Genomic DNA, 18078 nt, shown 5'->3' with positions numbered 1-18078 from the left:
CGTGTCGCGCATTGTGTGAGGAATCGATGACGGCTCCGGTCACCCGCCCGGCCGCCGCCCCGGCCCGTACGCGGCTACGCCCCACCTGCCCTCGCCCCGTATTCGCCGAGGCCCCGCCCGCCCCCGGCCCTCCGCTCCTACCCCCGCCCCAGCACCTCCGCCCTGAGCCGCTTCTTGTCCGGCTTGCCGACCGGGGTGAGCGGGATGGTGTCCACCTGGTGCACGACCCGCGGCGCGTACATCGCGCCCTTGTGCTCCACGACGAAATCGCTGATCCGCCCGGGATCGACCGTGCGCCCCGGTGCCGGAACGATCGCGCAGTGCACCTCCTCGACCTGGTCCGCGGAGCGCACGCCGAAGACCGCGCACCGCGCGATGTCCGGGTGGGAGTGCAGCAGATCCTCCAGCTCGCCCGGGTAGACGTGTCCGCCCACCACGATGATCATGTCCTTGACCCGGTCCACCAGATAGAGGTAGCCGTCCTCGTCCAGGTAGCCGACGTCCCCCGTGCGCACCCACCCGTCGCGCAGCACCTGCGCGGTCAGCTCGGGCTGTTTCCAGTAGCCGGTCATCATGCCCTCGGAGCGGACGTACACCTCGCCGCTGGTGTCCGGCGGAAGGCGATGGCCGTGCTCGTCCCGGATCTCGATGCTCACGCCGGGTACGGGGCGGCCGGCGGTGATCTGCCCGCCCCGCCCGGTGATGCGGTGTTCCGCCGGCGCCACCTCGGTGAGCAGCATGGCCTCGGACTGGCCGTACCAGCCGTAGAGCACCGGTCCGAGGAGGTCCAGGGCCTGCCGCAGCCGCGAGGGGGACGCCGGAGAACCGCCGTAGGTGATGCGGGTGAGGCTGCTGAGGTCGGTGGTGGCGAGGGCGGGGTGGTCGAGCAGTTCGTAGAGGAGGGGCGGCAGCAGCCACATGTGGGTGATGCGCTCGCGTTCGACGGCGGCGAGGACCGCGCCGGGCTCGAACCCGTCCTGGAGGACGACGCTGCCGCCCGCGGCCAGCGTCATGTCGGCCATCGTCCCGGCGAGGTGGACGAGCGAGGTGCAGGCGAGCAGGCGGGGCGGGTCGCCGGCCGCTTCGAAGGGGTGGGCGAATCCTGCCGCGTACGGGCCGTGTGCCATCCGGATGCCCTTGGGGACGCCGGTCGTGCCGCCCGTGTAGCGGATGCACCAGTCGTCGTCGGGGCGGGCCGCGCTCTCGACCGTACGGCCTGCCGGACGGGCGGCGGCCAGGGCGGTCAGGTCCTCGGCATCGAGGCCGGTGGCACCGGGCCCGCCCGCGCCGCCGGACCCACCGGGCCCCAGCAACAGCACGTCCGGTGCGGTGCCGTCCAGGTGGGAGAGCAGTTCCGCGGCGGTCCCGGCCGATTCCGGGCCGACGAGGAGCAGGACGGTCTCCGCGCTCTCCACGACGCGCGCCTGGGTTTCCGGGGCCTGCCCCTCGTACAGCAGGACGATCCGGGCGCCCAGCAGGTTGACCGCGTACCGGGCGGACAGTGCTTCCGGCCGGTTCCCGGCCAGCATCGCGACCGTGCGATCGCGCCCGATGCCGCGGCCGGCCAGCTCCGCCGCCATCCGGTGCACGCTGTCGTGGAACTCGGCGGCGGTGATGTCCCGCCCGTCGGCCGTGGTGAGCACCGGACGGCCGGGGCGGTCCGTCAGGTTCTGGAGGATGCTTTCGACGTAACTCGTGAACGCTGTCATGAGCTGCGCCTCCTTGTCGTACAGCGCACCGGCGCGCGGCACGGGGTACGTGCGGCGCGGAGTGCGTGCGGATGGGGAGCGCGAAGGGCGCGATCACGACGTTAGGCGGGATTCGTGATGCCTTCCAAGACCAATTTCGGCATGTGGCCATAGCAGTTGAGGTATGAGGCGGGGCGGAGAGCGGGAAGGAACCGCGGCCGACGCGGCCAGGGTCCCCTGCCGCGGGTTCAGAGATTTTTTATGCCTTCGATCAGGCGGGGGAAACTCTCCGGCCCGTGGCCCGCGCCGATCTGTCGGCGTATCAGCTCCCGAAGCGGAAGCAGGACGTCTGCGCCGATGCCCGCTTTCCGGCCAGTGTGTACAAGGTGTTCGACGGCCGCCGCGTTGAATTCCAGATTACCCACTGGAGTGCGGTACTTACCCGGATGTCAGTGAGCGCCGGGCCGGAGGCCGCCGGTGGGCACCGGCATTCCCGGCCGAAGGCCGTCGGTGAGGACCGGCATTCCCGCCCCGAGGGCCTAAGAAATTCCGCCGTCGCCACGCGTTGTCATACCTTCGGCCATTTCTTTCTCCCCCATTACGGTGACGCCGGGGGCGGCCCCGCCGATTAGCGTGGACGGCTCATTTCGCAGATGCGGCACGGCCGTATCACCGGGGAACGGAGCTTTCCGTGGGTTCCAACGTGCTGTTCGGAGGCGTGTACGGAACGGTGCTCGCCAGCGCGCTGCTGGCCGCTCTGCAGAGCGAGGGGACGCCGTTCACGCCCGTCTACGACGCTTTGTGGGTGCTGGTGACGGCCGTGACGGCCGCGCTCGCGCACGGCTACGCGCACCACATGTCCACCCACCGCGGGCACACCGCCGGCCACCGCTGGTACGCACTCGGGCACCGGCTGATCGACGAGTGGCCGCTCGTCGTCGCCTCGCTGCCCACGGTCGCGCTGCTGCTGGCCGCCGGGGGCTGGAACTGGCCCGAGGGTCCCACCACGGCGGCCGGGCTGACGCTCAACGCCACGCTGCTGTTCTGCTGGGGCATGGCCGCCGCGCTGCGGATGGGTTACCGCAGGCGCGGGGCCGTGCTCATCGGCGTGGCCGACGCCGCGCTCGGCCTGCTGATCGCGGTGGCGAACGCCCTGATCAAGTGAGAGCCCGGCCCGCTTGCCCGACTCCTCGGGAACCTCCGCCTGCTCCGCCTCCCGGACTCACCCGACTCCCCCGCCCCCGCCGTCCCCCATGAACGAGGCCTCCGCCGCCGCCAGCACCTCCGTGACCCGCAGTCCGAACCGCGCGTCGCACGCGTGCCCGTTCCCGCTGCGTACGGAGGCGAGCAGCGCGTCCACGGCGCGTTCGTAGGCGACTTCCGGACCGTCCTGGCGGCGCGGCAGCGAGGTGGCGCCCGAAGTGCCGTACAGCGTGACGGACACGCCGGACGCCGCCCGCGGCGCGGTCAGGCTGACCGTCGCGGAACTCGCCGCGCCGCCCATGTGCCGCAGTGTGAGCAGCACGGTGTCGCCGGGGCCGCGGGCGGCCGTGACGTGCTCGGCGTCGCCGAGGACGGGCAGCAGCAGGGACAGTGCGTGCGGGCCGACGTCCCACAGGGCGCCCTTCTCGCGGCGCCAGGGCGAGGCCGAATACGGGCTGTCGCTGTCCGCCGCGAAGACCGAGCCGAGCCAGTCGGCGTGCGCGGTGAACCAGCCGCCGGCCGCGGCGGCCCGGTCGATCCACTCGCCCTCGGCGATGCCGAAGCGCGCGGTGAAGAACACGATCGAGGCGACGCCCGCGCGCTCCGCCGCGTCGGCCACCGCCCGCGCCTCCGCGACCGTGGTGGCGACCGGCTTGTCCAGCAGCAGGTGCCGGCCGGCCTCGGCGGCCCGTACGGCGAGGTCTGCCTGGACGGACGGCGGGAGCGCGATGGCGAGGGCGTCGGTGTCGGTGAAGAGGTCCTCCGGGGTGGCGTACGGGCGGGTGCCGTGGCTCGCGGCCAGCGCGGCGGCCGCCTCCGGGCGACGCCCCCACACACCGGTGAAGGTGACGCCTGGGTGAGCGGCGAGGGCGGGGGCGTGGACGCGCTGCGCCCAAGGGCCGGTGCCGAGGAGTCCGATGCGCAAGGTCGTCGTCATGACCGCCAGTGTGCCCACGCGCCCACCCGCGCGCACCGTGGCGACCGACCGTCACCGCTGGCCAAGGCCCACCTCGCGCCCGCCCGCGCGCGCATCTGCCGCGCGCCGAACCGGTGCGCAAGGTCCGGTGGTGCCCGTTCTCGGTGCGGAAGTTCCGCGCGGCGCGGGTGCCCTGCTTTCGCGGGCGGTCTCGTGCTGTTGCCGGGGCACTTCGGGACAGATGACGTAGAGGAGGGCCATCCACAAGAATTCGCCGCATCTTTCGTTGTCCACTCCCGGGGCCCGCAGTACAAGGAGAGGACTCCTTTCAGGAGGAACCCCACCGTGCACCGCGAGAACCGAGAGGCCCGGTGACCAGCAATGCCGATCGAGTTCCACACCGCTGTCTCGAACGAGCCCGAGGAACAGCAGGTCATCTTCACCGCCGAGGAGCTGGCCGTCCAACCGCCGTCCGAGGGGCCGCAGGGCGACGCGGCCAGGGCGACCGCGGACGGCCTGGAGAACGTCCGTGGTTACAGCCGCCCCGAGGGCACGCCGGAGCAGCTCTGGCAGCCGCCGACCGCCGCGCTGCCGGACATCGGCGAGGCGTCCTTCGGCCCGCCCCCGGTCGCCGCCGAGACCGTGCACGGCCCGGACGACCGCGTACAGATCACCGACACGTCCGTCTACCCGTGGCGGGTGCACTGCTCGCTGCTGATCACCGCGGCGGACAACTCCCGCTGGATCGGCACCGGCTGGTTCATCGGCCCGCACACCCTGGCCACCGCGGGGCACGTCGTCTACATCAAGAACAGCGGCGTCGCCGGGCGCGACGGCTGGGTCAAGAGCATCAACGTGATGCCGGGCCGCAACGGCAACACCCTCCCGTACGGCGTCGTCACCAGCACCAGCTTCCGTACGGTCAACGGCTGGGCCAACAACGGCGACGAGAACTACGACTACGGCGCGATCATCCTGCCCACCAACCTGGGCAACACCACCGGCTGGTTCGGCTTCGGCGTGTGGTCCGACGCCGACCTGCTCAAGACCGTCGGCAACATCTCCGGCTACCCGGGCGACAAGCCGGCCGGCACCCAGTGGTACGACGCGCGCGGCGTCGCCTCCGTCGGGCCGCGCAAGGTGTACTACGACATCGACACGGCGGGCGGCCAGAGCGGCAGCTCCGTCTACCACTTCTACAACGGCGGCCGGTACGGCATCGCGATCCACGCGTACGGCGGCGCGGTCACCAACTCCGGCACCCGGATCACCACGCCGGTGTACAACAACTACGTGGCGTGGAAGGCGTGACCGGGTGGTTCCACGCCGGGCGCGGGACGCCATGACCCGCGCCCGGTCCCGTACGGCACGAGGAAACGAAAGGTCCCGGTATGGCGGTGATCTCCGGAGTCGTGGTGGACGCTGACGGCCGGGCCGTCCCGGACGCCCGGGTGTACCTCACCGCGGGTCCCGGGTCCTTCCCGGACGTGGCCGCGCTCACGGACGCCGACGGGCGCTTCGCCCTCTCCGCCGGCGCCGACGGCCGTTACACCGTCGAGTGCCGGTCGGAGTGGGGCGGCGGTGTGGCGCAGGCCGCCGGGGCCTCGGTCACGGTGCGCGGCGGCTCGGCGGAGCCGGTGGAGATCCGGCTCGGCTGACCGGGCGCCGGGCCCGGCGCCGGCCATGGGCACCGGCGTCGGCACCGGTCCCGTGGACACGGGGGACGGCCGGGGATGATGGAGGGCATGAAAGCGCCCTCCGCCTGTGCCCCCTGGCTCACCCCGCTGTACGTCGGCGCCGTCCAGCTCGGCGCGTACGCCACCGCGCGGATGCCCGCGCACCGGCGCGCCGAGTTGCTGCGCGCGCACTCCACCAACGTCGACAACCTGCGTGCCGGCCGCTGGCGGACGCTGGCGACCAGCGCCGTTTTCGTCGAGAGCCCGCTGCCCGTCCCGTACGGGCTGGCGCTGCTCGCGGCGCTCGGCACGGCCGAGGCGGCGTGGGGCACCCGGCGGGCGGCGGGCATGTTCGCGGCCGGGCACATCGGCGCGAGCCTGCTCGTGTACGGCGGGCTGCGGGCGGCCCGCGCACTCTCCCACGAGTACGTCACGCCCGACACCGAGCGCGCCGTGGACGTCGGCGCGAGCTACGGCTTCTACGCCACGGTGGGCGCGCTCGCCGTCTCCGTACCGCACCGCGGGGTGCGGGCCGCGGCCACGGCGGGGCTGCTGGCACTGGGCGCGCGCCCGGTGCTGCGCCGGGAGCGGGACTTCACGGACGTGGGGCATCTGACGGCGCTGCTGCTGGGCATGGGCGCGGGCGCCGCGTTCCGGAGGCGTCACCGGGCGGGCCGTCGTATTCGCGTCGGTCCGCAGGCCGCGTGAGGGACAGATCAACGCCCGTCTGGTTGAATGGGGGCATGGCCAGCCTCACCGAAACCGCGACGGGTCGCAGCGACCTCGAGCCTTTCTGGCCCTCCCGGCAGGCGCACCACTTCGACCGTCTGTGTTGCCGCGCGCACTGAGCGCGGGCCCGCACACGCCTCTTCGACGCCTTCCGCGTCCCCAGCCCTGCCCGCGCGCACGACGTCCGCCGACGCCCCTCTGCGCGAAAGAGCTGCCCCATCATGACGAACCTCCGTACCCTTCCCGCCGCTTCCGCTTCCGCTTCCGCGACCGCCGCCTCTCCCGTCTCCCCCGCCCGTCCCGCTCCGGGGCGCCAGCGCCTGCGCGCCGTGGCGCCCGACGAGCTGCCACCCGTCGCCGACCTGCTCGACGCGGGCGCGACCTGGCTCCCGGCGCCGCAGCACAGCCTGCCCGCGCTCCCGGGACAGCCGGCCATGGTCGGCTACCTGGTGCTCGTCCCGGCGGAGCAGGTACCGGCCGCCGCGGCCCGCACGACCGCCACGGCGCCGCCCGGGGAACCGGACGCCGCCGTGGCAGGGACCGGCGGCCTCGGTGACGCGACCGTACGGATCGACCCCGAGCAGCGGACCGTGCACGTCCGCGGCCGGGCGCTGGACCTGACGTACCTCGAATTCGAGCTGCTCGCCCACCTCGTGGCCCACCCGCACCGGGTGCACACCCGCGACCAGCTGGTGACCACGGTGTGGGGCTACGGGCACGTCGGCGACGGCCGGACGGTCGACGTCCATGTCGCCCGGCTGCGCCGCAAGTTGGGCGCGGACCTGCGGTCGTCGATCGTCACCGTGCGGCGCGTCGGCTACAAGTACGTGCCGAGCGCCTGACCCGGTACGGACGCGGGCGTCACCCGACCCGCACCCCGGCACGCACCCGGCGCGTACCGGTCCGGCTTCCGGCCGGTGCCGGTGACGGCGGTACGGGCGAGGTCCGCCAGCGCCCGCCGGTCGTGCGTGCCGGGCCGCGGGAGCAGCGGCGGATGCACGGTGACCCGGACCGCCAGGCCGTGCGCGCCGACCACCCGCCGTACGGAGGACAGGAAGGGCTCGTCGCCGAGGAAACCCGCGACCGTGCTGGGCAGCCCCAGTTGCTCGTAGGTGATGGTCACCGGCCGTACCGGGGCGCCCGCGTCCAGCGCCGCCTGGAAGGTGGCGCGGCGGAACGCGCCGTACGCCGCCGAGCACCAGGTGGTGGCCTGCGGGAACGCGGCCACGGACCGGCCCGAGCGCAGCAGGTCCGCCAAGGCGGTGACGGTGGCGGGCAGTTGCCGGGGGCTGGCGCGGTCGATGAAGCGGGTGCCGGCGCGGCGGGCCAGGCCGCCGACCAGCGGCCAGTCGCCGACCTCGCGCTTGGCGAGCAGCGTCACCGGCTCAACGGCGAGGAGGGCGGGGATGTCCAGCCAGGAGATGTGGTTGGCGACGACGAGGGTGCCGGGGCGGCGGGCGGACGGGATGGACGGGGCGGGCGACCGGACGTCCCCGTCGTACGGGGCGACCGGCGGCACCTCCCCGCCGTACGGGGCGACCGGCGGCACCTCCGCGCCCCACGCGACCGACAGCCCCGCCGTGTCGGCCGTCGCCTCGATGGCGAGCCGTACGCCGATCGAGGCGAGCACCGCCCGCGCGTGCGCCCGCAGGCGTGCCGGTTCGGCCATCCGCTCGCCGTCCCGCAGCGCCCGTCCCGCGGCGTGCGCGAAGGCGGCGAGGCGGCGGGCGGTCTCCCCGAACGGGACCCGTGGCGCGGCGTGGACGGCACAGCGCGGGGTGCACTCGGACCGCACCTCCCAGGTACTCACGACGGGCTCCCGGCCACCGGGCCGCACGGGCCCGCCGCGCCCTGTCCAACCACCGTGCCCCGGCCGTCCGCCGCGCCCCGCCCCGCCGGCCGCTCCCCCAGAAAGAACCGGCGGTACCGGTCATCGAGGCGTTCCATGTCGAGCAGCACGAAGAAGTCGGCCACGTCGAACTCCGGGTCGTGCGCGGGCGGACCGCACACCCACGCGCCGATCCGCAGGTAGCCGCGCAGCAGTGGCGGCAGCAGCGACGGGTTCGGGCGGGCGTCCGGCCCCGGGCCCGCGGGCCGCCACGGGCGGTGCGGGGCGACGCGCAGGGCGGGCGGTGCGGCGTGCCGGGTGCGGCCCAGCTGCCACGCGGCGGCTGCGGCCACGCCGCCGTCCCCCAGCGGTACGGAGGCGCAGCCCGCCAGGTAGCGGTGCCCGGAGAGCAGGGTGTAGCGGGCCAGCGCGGCCCACATCAGGTTGATGACGGCTCCGCTGCGGTGCTCGGCATGCACGCAGGACCGCCCCGCCTCGATGAGCGAGGGCCGCAGCGCGGCCAGTGCCGACAGGTCGAATTCGCCGTCGGAGTAGAGGCGCTCGCCGCGGCCGGGCGGCAGCAGCCGGTAGGTGCCGACCACGTCGCCGGTCGCGGTCTCGGTGACGATCAGGTGGTCCGCGAGATCGTCGACGGGGTCGATGTCGTGGCCCGCCAGGGGCGAGTGCAGGGTGGCGCCCAGCTCCGCGCCGAAGACCTGGTGACGCAGGCGCTGCGCGGCACGTATCCGGTCCGGCGCGTCGGCGATCGAGGTCTCGTACGCGGCGGCGGTGGCGGGCGGGTGGGCGGCGGGCACGGTCGCGGGAACGCTCATGGGGCTCTCCGTCCGGAGGTCGAGACGTGGTGAGGCCGGCAGGAAACGCGTACGGAAAGAACGGCGGCCACCGGGCGCCCTCGCCCCGGGGGTGGTGCCGGATACACCCCCGTTCCGGGGGCGCAACCCAGTGACCTGGTCTTCTCCGCCAGGCAGACTGTTCCCGCGCCCGACGTCCGGGCGCGTGAAGCACAGGGAGCGTACGGATGAGGGTCCGCCGAACACTGGTCGCCGGGGCACGTGGGCTCGGGCTCGCCGCCCTGTCCCTCGCGGGCTCGGTGGCGCTCTTCTCGCTCACGCTCGTCTCGCTGGCCCTGCTGCCGATCGGCGTGGGCTGGCTGACCACCCCGCTCGTCGTGACCCTGACCCGCCGCTACGCGGACCTGCGGCGGGTGTGGGCGCTCGACTGGGCAGGTATCCGCGTACCGGCCGGCTACCGCCCGCCGCCCGCCCGCCGGTCCGATCCCGGCCTGCCCGGTCTCGTACAGCACTGCCAGCACCTGCTGCGCGATCCGGCCACCTGGCGGGAACTGCTGTGGCTCTTCGTCGACATGACTGCGGGGTTCTTCGCGGCGCTGCTGCCCGCCGTGCTGATCGCGTTCGGCGTCGAGGGGTTCGTCATCCCGCTGCTGGTCTGGAACGGCGTGCAGCTCGACGGCCAGATGTACGGCTTCCTGTTCGCCTCGGACCCGGTACAGGTGGCCTTCATGCCGGTGCTGGGCGCGGCGGTGCTCGCCGCGTCCGTCTTCGGACCGAAGCTGCTGGCGCTGCACTTCCGGCTCGCCGCGGTGTTCCTCACCCCGCCCAAGGCCGAGCTGGCTGCCCGGGTGGCGCGGCTGACCGAGACCCGGCACGACGCGGTGGACGCCTCGGCCGCCGAGCTGCGCCGTATCGAACGCGACCTGCACGACGGCGCCCAGGCCCGGCTGGTCGCGATGGGCATGGACCTGGGCACGATAGAGGCGCTGATCGAACGTGACCCGGCGAAGGCCAAGGAGCTGGTCGCCCGCGCCCGTACGTCCTCGGCGCAGGCCCTGACCGAACTGCGCGACCTGGTGCGCGGCATCCATCCCCCGGTGCTCGCCGAACGCGGGCTGGACGACGCCGTACGGGCGCTGGCCCTGCGGATGCCGCTGCCGGTGGAGGTGACCGGACGGCTGCCGGGCCGGCTGGAGGCGCCGGTGGAGTCGGCCGCGTACTTCTCCGTGAGCGAGCTGCTCACCAACACCGCGAAGCACGCGGGTGCGGCGCGGGCCTGGGTGGACCTGGAGTACACCGACGGGCGGCTGCGGATCAGCGTGGGCGACGACGGCCGCGGCGGGGTGGTCCTGCCGCCCGCGGGCGGCGCGGAGGTGCCCGGCCAGGGCGGTACGCACTCCGGTCTGCGCGGCCTCGAACGCCGGCTCGGTACATTCGACGGCATCGTGGCCGTCAGCAGCCCCGCGGGCGGCCCCACCCTGGTCACGCTGGAGATCCCGTGCGCGTTGTGCTCGCCGAAGACCTCTTCCTCCTGAGGGACGGGCTGATACGGATGCTGGAGGCGTTCGACTTCGAGATCGCCGCCGCCGTCGACAACGGGCCCGATCTGGCACGGGCGCTGGCGGACGAGCAGCCGGACGTCGCGGTCGTCGACGTCCGGCTGCCGCCCTCCCTCACGGACGAGGGCCTGCAGTGCGCGCTGGCCGCCCGCCGCGCGCGGCCCGGCCTGCCGGTCCTGGTCCTCTCCCAGCACGTGGAGCAGCTGTACGCGCGCGAACTGCTCGCCGACGGCACCGGCGGCGTCGGCTACCTGCTCAAGGACCGGGTCTTCGACGCCGAGCAGTTCATCGACGCGGTCCGGCGGGTGGCGGCCGGCGGTACGGCCATGGACCCGCAGGTGATCGCCCAACTGCTGTCCCGGCGGGCGCGGGACCGGCCGCTGGCCCGGCTGACGCCGCGCGAGACCGAGGTGCTGGAGCTGATGGCCGAGGGCCGGTCGAACACCGCCATCGCGGGCAAGCTGGTCATCACCGAGCGGGCCGTCGCCAAGCACACCTCCAACATCTTCGGGAAGCTCGAACTGCCGCCGTCCGACGACGACAACCGCCGGGTGCTGGCGGTGCTGGCGTACCTGGACCGCGGCTGACGCCACCGTCCCGTCCGGCCCGCCCGCCGGCCTCCCGGCACCGCTGGAAGCTCGTCCGGCCACCGCGTACGCTGACGATCCGTACGCAGACCCGTACGGACCGCGAGCGAGGAGTTCACCGTATGAGTGCCGCAGCTGAGAAGGAGTGGCTCTACGCCCTCGACATCTCCGACGCCACCTGGCAGCGCGCCCCGGGCGAGTCCGAGGAGGCGGTGGAGATCGCCTTCCTGGAGAAGGGCGCGGTGGCCATGCGGAATTCGAAGGAGCCGGACGTGGTGCTGCGGTACACCGAAGCGGAGTGGCGGGCGTTCGTGCTGGGCGCGCGGGACGGCGAGTTCGACCTCGACCGCCACCAGCGCCCGGAGTAACCGCGCACCCGGGTACGGCGGCACCCGCCGCCGTACCCCTGAGGCGGGCCCTCCCGCTCCGGGGCGGGGGACGAGGTGACCATCCCAGGATTCACTCGTTTCACCGAACGTGGAGCAGCAGCAGGCAACAGCCCCCCGTCCGGAAAGCCCCGGCACCGGTGCCGGCACGGCCGTCTTCGTCGGTGTCGGCCAGGCCGAGGCCGCCCTCGTCGAGCACTATCCGCGGTTGACGCGCCTCGCCTACCTGGTGCTGCCGCCGTCCCTGGGGCGCAACCGGCGCGTGCTGACGGCGCATTCGATCGTCCAGCGCGCGCTGCCGCGCCAGGGCGCCCGCGCACAGCTCCCCGTCCTGCCGTCCCAGCGCCGCTCCGGCCGCCCGGCCGCCGATCCCGGTTACGCGTTCGTCCGGCAGCGGGTGCTGCGCGCCGCCCTGGCCGCCGAACGGCCCCGGCTGCGCCTGCCGTTGGTGCGCCGGGAAGTGCCCGTACCGCCGCTGCCCCCGCTGCTGCCGCAGGTCTGGGGGCTGCGGCTGTTCCCGCGGGCCGGCGGCGCGGACGAACTCGCCCTCGACCAGGCGCTGTCGGCCCTGTCCGGTCCGGCCCGCGCGGCGTACGTGCTGCGCTCTCTGGAGGGGCTGGGTGACGTGGACGTGCGGGCGGTCCTGGAGGCGGCCGGGGCCGAGGACGCGCCGGGCGCGCTCGCCGCGGCGGCCGGCACGCCGCAGCCCGTCGGCAACCGGGGCCGCCCGCTGCTGGAATCCGCCGAATTCGACCCCTGCTCGCTCCAGGCCCGGCCCACCGACCTCATGCGGCGCCGCCAGCACACCCGCGCGGTGCTGGCGGCCGGGGCGGCGGCGCTGGTCTGCGGCGCGCTGCTGGGTCTGCCGGGCGACGACTGGGGCCCCGATGGCGCCGCGGCTCCCCCGTACGCCCAGAACGGGGCGGCGCAGGCCGCCCTCGACCCCGCCAAGGTGACGCGGGCCGCCGCCGGGACCTGGCGGAACGCGACACGGCGGGGTTTCGCGGCATGGCCCGCCCGCGGCGACCGCACGCACGACAGGGCGCTGCTGCGGCGCGCCCTGGCCGTGTGGGCCAGGCCCGGCCCGGACGTGCAGGTCTCCGCCACCCCGGGCACTGCCAAGGGCCCCGCGGCCGGTCCGCCACAGCTGTTGTACGCGGGTGTGGTGGACCGGTCCGCGGTGGTGCTGCTGTACGACGGGCTGCGCGTGGCGCGCTATGCGGAACCGGCGGACGGCGCGGGCGAGCAGGGCAGCGGCTCCGGCGCGGCACTGGACTTCGCCCGTACGGACGGCGCGGACGACACCTCCGCCCCGGCGCTCGTGCTCAGCCGCTCGGACAGCAACGTCCGCTACCTGACCGCTCCATGGGTCGAGCGCGCGGACCTCACGGACCTCCTGGAGCCCACCGCCGCCGCCCGGCCGCTGCGTCTCGACGAGGACGGCACGACCGGCCCCGTACCGTCCCCCGCGCAGGCCACCACCTGCACGGCCTGGCAGGCCCTGCGCATGGACGGCCGCCTGTTCACCGACCTCGGCGAACTGCTCCCGGCCCGCCTGACGTACGGCGCGCCGGACCGGCCCGGCGACCCGTCCGGGCCGCAGGCACGCACGGCCTGGGCCCGTACGGCATGCCATCTGGGCGGGCTGCGCGGCCAGGGCGTACAGACGGTCAACTCCTGGGAGTTCGCGCGCCAGCAGCTGCCCGCGGGCGGCGGCACCGCCGCCTGGGTGTGCACGCGCGCCGAGACCTGGCGTGGCGCCGGCAGCCGCGCCTTCGCCCAGGTCCAGACCCCGCCCAGGAGCGGACCGCGCTACGCCCCGGGCGCCGTCGTGGCCCGCTCCGAAGGCGGCCCGGGCTGCGGCCCCCGCGAGCCGTGGGCCCTGGCCGGCGTCCTGTGGAAGGCACCGGGCGGGCAGTGGTGGCTGGTGGCGGCAGGCAGCGACCAGCTCACGAAGATCACCGCGAGCGGCGGGGTGACGGGCCGGGCGGCCGGTGCGCAGCTGGCCGTACCGGCCGCGGCGGGCGGCCGGGCCGAGTTGTCGGCCCGGCTCCCGAGCGGGGTGCAGGTGTCGGCGCTGCGCTAGCGCGCTCCGGACGGAGCTCCGCGGCATCGCGACGTCCTGGTGCCGAAATCCGTGCCGCGGGGCTGTTGCCCGTCCCGTACCCGCCAGTACATTGACGCCATGTCTAATACGGCCTCGTTGCGGCCCCGGCCGGTCGCGTCCGAGCACACCCCGCTGAAGGCCCGCGACGTCGCCTTCGACTGGGCGGACACCCCGTTGCACTGGATTCCCGGCGATCCGGACAGCACCCACACGATCAATGTGCTGCACCTGCTGCTGCCCGCCGGTGAGCGGTGGTTCGTGCACGTCTACAAGCAGGTCCTGCCGCAGATCCGCGATCCGCGGCTGCGGGAGGACGTCCTCGGGTTCATCGGGCAGGAGGCGATGCACTCGCAGGCGCACGACGACGTGCTGCCGCACCTCAAGCGGCTCGGGCTGGACCCGACGCCGTACACCGCGCAGGTCGACTGGCTCTTCGAGAAGCTGCTCGGGGACCGTCCCCCGGTGGTGCCACCACTGCCGCCGGGGCGGGCGCGCCAGTGGTGGCTGATGGAGCGGGTCGCGATCATCGCCGCGATCGAGCACTACACGGCCTTCCTCGGGGACTGGGTGCTCAACGCGCGGGCGCTGGACGCCCGGGGCGCCGATCCGACGATGCTGGACCTGCTGCGCTGGCACGGTGCCGAGGAGGTCGAGCACCGCTCGGTGGCCTTCGATCTGTTCCTGCACGTGGACGGCGGATACCGGCGGCGGGTACGGACCTGGGCCACCGCGTTCAGCGCGCTCGTCTTCCTCTGGCAGCGCGGCGTCCGCTTCTTCATGGCGAACGACCCGACGCTCCCGGACGGCCGGGCCAGCTTCCGGGAGTTCGCGCGGGCCGGCCGCCAGGGCGTGCTGCCCACCGCGGGCGCGATGGCCCGTTCCGTCCCGCAGTACCTGAGCCGCGCCTACCACCCCTCGCGGTACGGCAGCACCGCGCAGGCCGCCGCCTACCTCGCGGAATCCCCCGCCGCGACCGCCGCCGAGGCCCGTACGGAAGCCGCCGCGAGCCCCCGCACCGCGACGCCCGGCACCCCCGCGACCCGCCCGACAGGAGCCGCCTGACATGCCGCCCCTCCCCCGGATACGTACGGTCCTGATCGCCGCCGGTGCCGCGCTGGCCGTCCAGCGGGCGCTGCGGCGGCGCATCGACCGGTCGCCGCTGTGGCCGATGCCCGCCCTGGAGACACCCGTCTCCGGCCGGGGCCGGGACCGTTCCGGCCCGCGGCGGCTCCTGGTCGCGGAGCGCGCCGAGGAGGCCGAAGGCGTCGTACGGCTGCGCCTGGAGGGCGACGGCCTGCCGGCCTGGGAACCGGGCGCACACATCGACCTGGTGCTGCCGTCGGGCGCCGTACGCCCGTACTCGCTCTGCGGCGATCCCGCCGACACCGGCTCGTACACGATCGCGACCCGCCTGATCGAGGACGGCCGGGGCGGCTCGCGGGAGGTGCACGAGCAGCTGCACGAGGGCACCACCGTCGAGGTACGCGGCCCGCGCAACCGCTTCCGGCTGGAGGAGTGCCACGCCTGCCTGTTCATCGCGGGCGGCATCGGCATCACGCCGATCCTGCCGATGCTGCGGCAGGCCGAATCCGAGGGCGTGCCGTGGCGGCTGGTGTACGGCGGGCGGTCGCGTGCGTCGATGCCGTTCCTGGAGGAGATCGAGAAGCTGGCGGGCGCCGCGTCGGACCGGGTGACGGTGGTCCCCGAGGACGAGGCCGGCCTGCCCGACCTGGCCACCGCACTCACCGACGCCCCGCCACACGCCGCGGTGTACTGCTGCGGCCCCGACCCCCTGATGGACGCCGTCGCCACGCTGCTGCCGCACGGGGCGCCCGGCCTCACCCTGCACACCGAACGGTTCACACCCGCGACGGCAGAACCGACCGGGGAGAACACGGAGTTCGAGGTGGAGCTACGGCGCACCGGCCGTACGATCACCGTCCCCGCCGACCGCAGCGTCCTGCGCGCCCTCCGCGACCAGGCACTGCCCGACCTGCCGTACTCCTGCGAACAGGGCTTCTGCGGCACCTGCCAACAGCGCGTCCTCGCAGGCGAAGTGGACCACCGCGACACCCTCCTCACCGACACCGAACGCGCCGACTCCCTGCTGATCTGCGTGTCGCGGGGGCGTGGCGGGCGGTTGGTGCTGGATCTCTGACGGCCACCCCGGCCGGCCGGGCGAGCGGTGACCGGAGACCGCTGTCCGCACTCCGGTCGCTCGATTCCGCGGCGCCACCCCGCTCGTTAGGGTGTTCGTATGACCAACGGGGTGCGGCGCAGGATGGGTGTCGAGGAACGGCGTGAGCAGCTGATCGCGGTGGCGCTCGGGCTGTTCAGTCACCGGGCTCCGGAAGAGGTCTCGATCGATGAGATCGCGGAGGCCGCCGGCATCTCCCGGCCGCTGGTCTATCACTACTTTCCGGGCAAGCAGAGTCTGTACGAGGCGGCGCTGCGCCGGGCGGCCGACGAGCTGGCCGCCCGGTTCGTCGAGCCGCACGAGGGGCCGCTCGGCGCCCGCCTGCTGCGGGTCATGGAGCGCTTCTTCGACTTCGTCGAGGAGCACGGCCCCGGTTTCTCCGCGCTGATGCGCGGCGGGCCGTCGATCGGGGCCATGGACGCGGTGGGCTCGGGGCGGGCACGCGCGATGATCGACGGGGTGCGCCAGGCCGCGTACGAGCAGATCCTCGCCCACCTCGGGGTGACGGGCCCGGCGCCGCGCATGGAGCTGGTGGTCCGCTCCTGGATTTCGCTCGCCGAGACCACCGCGCTGATCTGGCTCGACAGCCGTGCCATCCCGCGCGGCGAGCTGGAACGGCAGCTGGTGCACGACTTCGCGGCGCTGGCGGCGGTGAGTGCCGCGTACGACGCGGAGATGGCGGACATGCTGGGCCGCGTCCTCGCCGGCGAACCGTCCGACGGCCCGTTCGGCGACCTGCTGACGCGGCTGGTGGCACTGGCGCCGCAGTCGGCGTAGGGCGGGGGCCGCGGGGCCGGGAAGTCCGTGCGGGGGCGTTGAGTCCGCGAGGCCCCGCCCCCTGCGGGTGCGGGGAGTTCGCAAGGGGCCGGGACATTCGCAAGGGGGCGGGCGCGCCAGGTTTCGCCGGGCCGGGTGGTGGCCGATGGCCGGTGACCGGCTGTGCGGTGCGCCCTGTGAGTCCGTTCGCGCCCCGGCACGGCCCCGGTTCCGCGGGTCGCCACGGCTCTCCGGCGCCACACTCGGAACAGTGCCCCCTCCCGTGCGAGGAGCCCCCGGCGGCACGTCCCGGACGGCCTGGGAGGCCCGGGGCGGCCGCATCGCATCAGAGCGAATCAGTCGGCGGCATTGCCCCTGCGGTTCCCACGGTCCGCAGGACTACCTTGACTGGCGCCCCGGGGACCGCCCCCGGGGCCGAAGCGAGGGGGCAGACATGGCGAATGCGGACTTCCGTCCCAGGACGATGCTCCGCCGCAACCAGGCGTGGACCTCCGGCAACGGCGAAACGCTGCTGCGCCTCCAGGAGGACGGCAACTTCGTCGTCTACCGCCACGGCAAGGCGGCCTGGCAGGCGGACAACGTCTACCCGAACGGTGAGACGGCCGCCTTCGAGATGGACGGCGACCTCGTCGTCTACGACTCCTCCGGCCGGCAGATCTGGCACTCCGACACCGGCGGGAACCACGGCGCCAAGCTCTCCGTGCAGGACGACGGCAATGTCGTCGTCTACAACGCCAGCGACAAGCCGATCTGGGCGACCAACACGGCGGGCTGAGCCACGGGGCGGGGCCGGTCTGCGCCGGAAGCGCTTTCCGGCCCTGCCCCATCGGTCGCTCGCCGATCTGTCGGACGCCGGTTGCCCCACCGGTCGTTCGCCGGCCCCTCGGGTGCCCGCCGCCCCACCGGGCGCTCCCCGCTTCACCGCATCACTGCCTCCCTCCGCCCCCGTGGGCCATCGAGCCACCCATCGCGGCCCGGACGGCAGCCCTCGCCCCGGCTGCGGCAGAATCCGCGCATGGACATGATCAGCTTCCGGATCGCCGAGGACACCGGCGACGACGTGGCCGCTCTCGTCGCCCTCTATGACGGCGCCGCCCGCTGGATGCGGGACCGCGGCATCGACCAGTGGCAGCCGGGGGAACGGGACGCGGACCACTTCCGGCTGCGTATCAAGCAGGACGAGGTGTGGTTCGCCGAGGTGCGCGGGGAGATCGTCGGCGCCTGGGAGCTGTGGTGGGAGGATCTGCCCGCCTGGGGGCCGCAGCCGCCCGTGGCGGGCTATCTGCACCGTCTGATGGTCGACCGCGACCGGGCCCCGGCGGGCACCGGCCGCGCGATGCTGGCCCGCGCGGAGCGGCGGATCGCCGCGGCGGGCCGTCCGCTGAGCCGTTTGGACTGCAAGTCGGGCAACCCGCGCCTGCGCCCGTACTACGAGAGCGCGGGCTACCGGGTCGTCGGCGAACAGCGGGCCAAAGAGGGCTCGGACGGCAGCAGGTACACCGTCACACTGCTGGAGAAGCGGCTGCTCGGGCCGGGTGCGCAGAGCCCGGCGCAAGGAGCGGAGTAGGGGCGCACACCCGGCGCTGAGCACCGGCGCGCGCCGGGCCGCCGCA

At 74.4% G+C, this 18078-nt stretch carries 19 protein-coding genes; 14 read left to right on the top strand and 5 right to left on the bottom strand.

The features are described 5' to 3' along the window. Positions 1 to 137: 137 nt before the first annotated feature. Positions 138 to 1709, bottom strand: coding sequence for an AMP-binding protein (locus tag ACH4FX_RS14865; protein WP_398478799.1), 1572 nt, complete (start codon positions 1707 to 1709; stop codon positions 138 to 140). Positions 1710 to 1936: 227 nt separating this feature from the next. Continuing rightward, entirely contained in the window at positions 1937 to 2113 is a 177-nt protein-coding gene (locus tag ACH4FX_RS14860; RefSeq protein ID WP_398478797.1) for a hypothetical protein, read from the bottom strand. 266 nt (positions 2114 to 2379) lie between these two features. Between ACH4FX_RS14860 and ACH4FX_RS14855 the strand changes: the two genes are divergently transcribed. Continuing rightward, positions 2380 to 2853, top strand: coding sequence for a hypothetical protein (locus tag ACH4FX_RS14855; RefSeq protein WP_398478795.1), 474 nt, complete (start codon positions 2380 to 2382; stop codon positions 2851 to 2853). 57 nt (positions 2854 to 2910) lie between these two features. On the opposite strand, the gene ACH4FX_RS14850 is transcribed toward ACH4FX_RS14855, so the two are convergent. After that, positions 2911 to 3828, bottom strand: coding sequence for a Gfo/Idh/MocA family protein (locus ACH4FX_RS14850; RefSeq protein WP_398478794.1), 918 nt, complete (start codon positions 3826 to 3828; stop codon positions 2911 to 2913). A gap of 360 nt (positions 3829 to 4188) precedes the next feature. Here ACH4FX_RS14850 and ACH4FX_RS14845 point away from each other — a divergent pair, with 360 nt between their 5' ends. The 4 genes from ACH4FX_RS14845 (at position 4189) to ACH4FX_RS14830 (ending at position 7054) form a co-directional block, all read left to right on the top strand. Next, positions 4189 to 5118 carry a trypsin-like serine peptidase gene (locus ACH4FX_RS14845; RefSeq protein ID WP_398478792.1) on the top strand — a complete coding sequence of 310 codons (930 nt, stop codon included), beginning with the start codon at positions 4189 to 4191 and terminating at the stop codon, positions 5116 to 5118. A gap of 80 nt (positions 5119 to 5198) precedes the next feature. Further along, positions 5199 to 5465 (top strand): carboxypeptidase-like regulatory domain-containing protein, encoded by a 267-nt coding sequence (locus tag ACH4FX_RS14840; RefSeq protein ID WP_398478790.1) that lies wholly within the window; start codon positions 5199 to 5201, stop codon positions 5463 to 5465. 87 nt (positions 5466 to 5552) lie between these two features. Further along, positions 5553 to 6191: a rhomboid-like protein gene (locus ACH4FX_RS14835; protein WP_398478788.1), complete on the top strand. Its 639-nt coding sequence runs from the start codon at positions 5553 to 5555 to the stop codon at positions 6189 to 6191. Between the two features lie 242 nt (positions 6192 to 6433). Beyond that, a complete protein-coding gene (locus tag ACH4FX_RS14830; protein ID WP_398478786.1) occupies positions 6434 to 7054 on the top strand; it encodes a winged helix-turn-helix domain-containing protein in 621 nt (206 codons plus the stop codon). Here ACH4FX_RS14830 and ACH4FX_RS14825 read toward each other — a convergent pair. Next, a complete protein-coding gene (locus tag ACH4FX_RS14825) occupies positions 7030 to 8022 on the bottom strand; it encodes a lysophospholipid acyltransferase family protein (RefSeq protein WP_398478784.1) in 993 nt (330 codons plus the stop codon). The genes ACH4FX_RS14830 and ACH4FX_RS14825 overlap by 25 nt on opposite strands. Beyond that, the gene (locus tag ACH4FX_RS14820) at positions 8019 to 8873 is read right to left on the bottom strand and encodes a GNAT family N-acetyltransferase (RefSeq protein ID WP_398478783.1); all 855 of its coding nucleotides are present in this window, start codon (positions 8871 to 8873) and stop codon (positions 8019 to 8021) included. Before ACH4FX_RS14820 ends, ACH4FX_RS14825 begins: the two co-directional genes overlap by 4 nt. 206 nt (positions 8874 to 9079) lie before the next feature. Between ACH4FX_RS14820 and ACH4FX_RS14815 the strand changes: the two genes are divergently transcribed. From ACH4FX_RS14815 to ACH4FX_RS14775, 9 genes are all read left to right on the top strand, one after another. After that, positions 9080 to 10387 carry a sensor histidine kinase gene (locus ACH4FX_RS14815; RefSeq protein WP_398478782.1) on the top strand — a complete coding sequence of 436 codons (1308 nt, stop codon included), beginning with the start codon at positions 9080 to 9082 and terminating at the stop codon, positions 10385 to 10387. Further along, the gene (locus ACH4FX_RS14810; RefSeq protein WP_398478780.1) at positions 10351 to 10998 is read left to right on the top strand and encodes a LuxR C-terminal-related transcriptional regulator; all 648 of its coding nucleotides are present in this window, start codon (positions 10351 to 10353) and stop codon (positions 10996 to 10998) included. The genes ACH4FX_RS14815 and ACH4FX_RS14810 overlap by 37 nt, the downstream gene beginning before the upstream one ends. 122 nt (positions 10999 to 11120) lie before the next feature. Further along, the gene (locus ACH4FX_RS14805; RefSeq protein WP_398478778.1) at positions 11121 to 11366 is read left to right on the top strand and encodes a DUF397 domain-containing protein; all 246 of its coding nucleotides are present in this window, start codon (positions 11121 to 11123) and stop codon (positions 11364 to 11366) included. Between the two features lie 109 nt (positions 11367 to 11475). Next, positions 11476 to 13470, top strand: a complete 1995-nt coding sequence (locus tag ACH4FX_RS14800) for a hypothetical protein (RefSeq protein WP_398478776.1) — start codon at positions 11476 to 11478, stop codon at positions 13468 to 13470. Positions 13471 to 13569: 99 nt separating this feature from the next. Beyond that, positions 13570 to 14553, top strand: a complete 984-nt coding sequence (locus tag ACH4FX_RS14795; RefSeq protein ID WP_398478774.1) for a metal-dependent hydrolase — start codon at positions 13570 to 13572, stop codon at positions 14551 to 14553. 1 nt (position 14554) lies between these two features. Next, the gene (locus tag ACH4FX_RS14790; RefSeq protein ID WP_398478772.1) at positions 14555 to 15649 is read left to right on the top strand and encodes a PDR/VanB family oxidoreductase; all 1095 of its coding nucleotides are present in this window, start codon (positions 14555 to 14557) and stop codon (positions 15647 to 15649) included. Positions 15650 to 15748: 99 nt separating this feature from the next. Continuing rightward, positions 15749 to 16465: a TetR/AcrR family transcriptional regulator gene (locus tag ACH4FX_RS14785; protein ID WP_398478770.1), complete on the top strand. Its 717-nt coding sequence runs from the start codon at positions 15749 to 15751 to the stop codon at positions 16463 to 16465. A gap of 433 nt (positions 16466 to 16898) precedes the next feature. Beyond that, on the top strand, positions 16899 to 17240 hold the full coding sequence (locus tag ACH4FX_RS14780; protein WP_398478768.1) for a hypothetical protein: 342 nt from the start codon (positions 16899 to 16901) through the stop codon (positions 17238 to 17240). 240 nt (positions 17241 to 17480) lie between these two features. Beyond that, a complete protein-coding gene (locus ACH4FX_RS14775) occupies positions 17481 to 18032 on the top strand; it encodes a GNAT family N-acetyltransferase (protein WP_398478766.1) in 552 nt (183 codons plus the stop codon). Positions 18033 to 18078 lie beyond the last annotated feature (46 nt).

This window comes from Streptomyces sp. NPDC018019, from assembly GCF_044327805.1.
In the GTDB taxonomy this organism is placed as follows: Bacteria; Actinomycetota; Actinomycetes; order Streptomycetales; family Streptomycetaceae; genus Streptomyces.
This window is presented reverse-complemented; position numbering and strand designations above follow the sequence as displayed.

Bases quoted from the DNA above. Each gene is read 5' to 3' on its own strand.
- ACH4FX_RS14775 (WP_398478766.1), top strand. From the start codon at position 17,481: ATGGACATGATCAGCTTCCGGATCGCCGAGGACACCGGCGACGACGTG.
- ACH4FX_RS14845 (WP_398478792.1), top strand. From the start codon at position 4,189: ATGCCGATCGAGTTCCACACCGCTGTCTCGAACGAGCCCGAGGAACAG.
- ACH4FX_RS14840 (WP_398478790.1), top strand. From the start codon at position 5,199: ATGGCGGTGATCTCCGGAGTCGTGGTGGACGCTGACGGCCGGGCCGTC.
- ACH4FX_RS14815 (WP_398478782.1), top strand. From the start codon at position 9,080: ATGAGGGTCCGCCGAACACTGGTCGCCGGGGCACGTGGGCTCGGGCTC.
- ACH4FX_RS14790 (WP_398478772.1), top strand. From the start codon at position 14,555: ATGCCGCCCCTCCCCCGGATACGTACGGTCCTGATCGCCGCCGGTGCC.
- ACH4FX_RS14835 (WP_398478788.1), top strand. From the start codon at position 5,553: ATGAAAGCGCCCTCCGCCTGTGCCCCCTGGCTCACCCCGCTGTACGTC.
- ACH4FX_RS14795 (WP_398478774.1), top strand. From the start codon at position 13,570: ATGTCTAATACGGCCTCGTTGCGGCCCCGGCCGGTCGCGTCCGAGCAC.
- ACH4FX_RS14820 (WP_398478783.1), bottom strand. From the start codon at position 8,873: ATGAGCGTTCCCGCGACCGTGCCCGCCGCCCACCCGCCCGCCACCGCC.
- ACH4FX_RS14805 (WP_398478778.1), top strand. From the start codon at position 11,121: ATGAGTGCCGCAGCTGAGAAGGAGTGGCTCTACGCCCTCGACATCTCC.
- ACH4FX_RS14785 (WP_398478770.1), top strand. From the start codon at position 15,749: ATGACCAACGGGGTGCGGCGCAGGATGGGTGTCGAGGAACGGCGTGAG.
- ACH4FX_RS14780 (WP_398478768.1), top strand. From the start codon at position 16,899: ATGGCGAATGCGGACTTCCGTCCCAGGACGATGCTCCGCCGCAACCAG.
- ACH4FX_RS14865 (WP_398478799.1), bottom strand. From the start codon at position 1,709: ATGACAGCGTTCACGAGTTACGTCGAAAGCATCCTCCAGAACCTGACG.
- ACH4FX_RS14830 (WP_398478786.1), top strand. From the start codon at position 6,434: ATGACGAACCTCCGTACCCTTCCCGCCGCTTCCGCTTCCGCTTCCGCG.
- ACH4FX_RS14850 (WP_398478794.1), bottom strand. From the start codon at position 3,828: ATGACGACGACCTTGCGCATCGGACTCCTCGGCACCGGCCCTTGGGCG.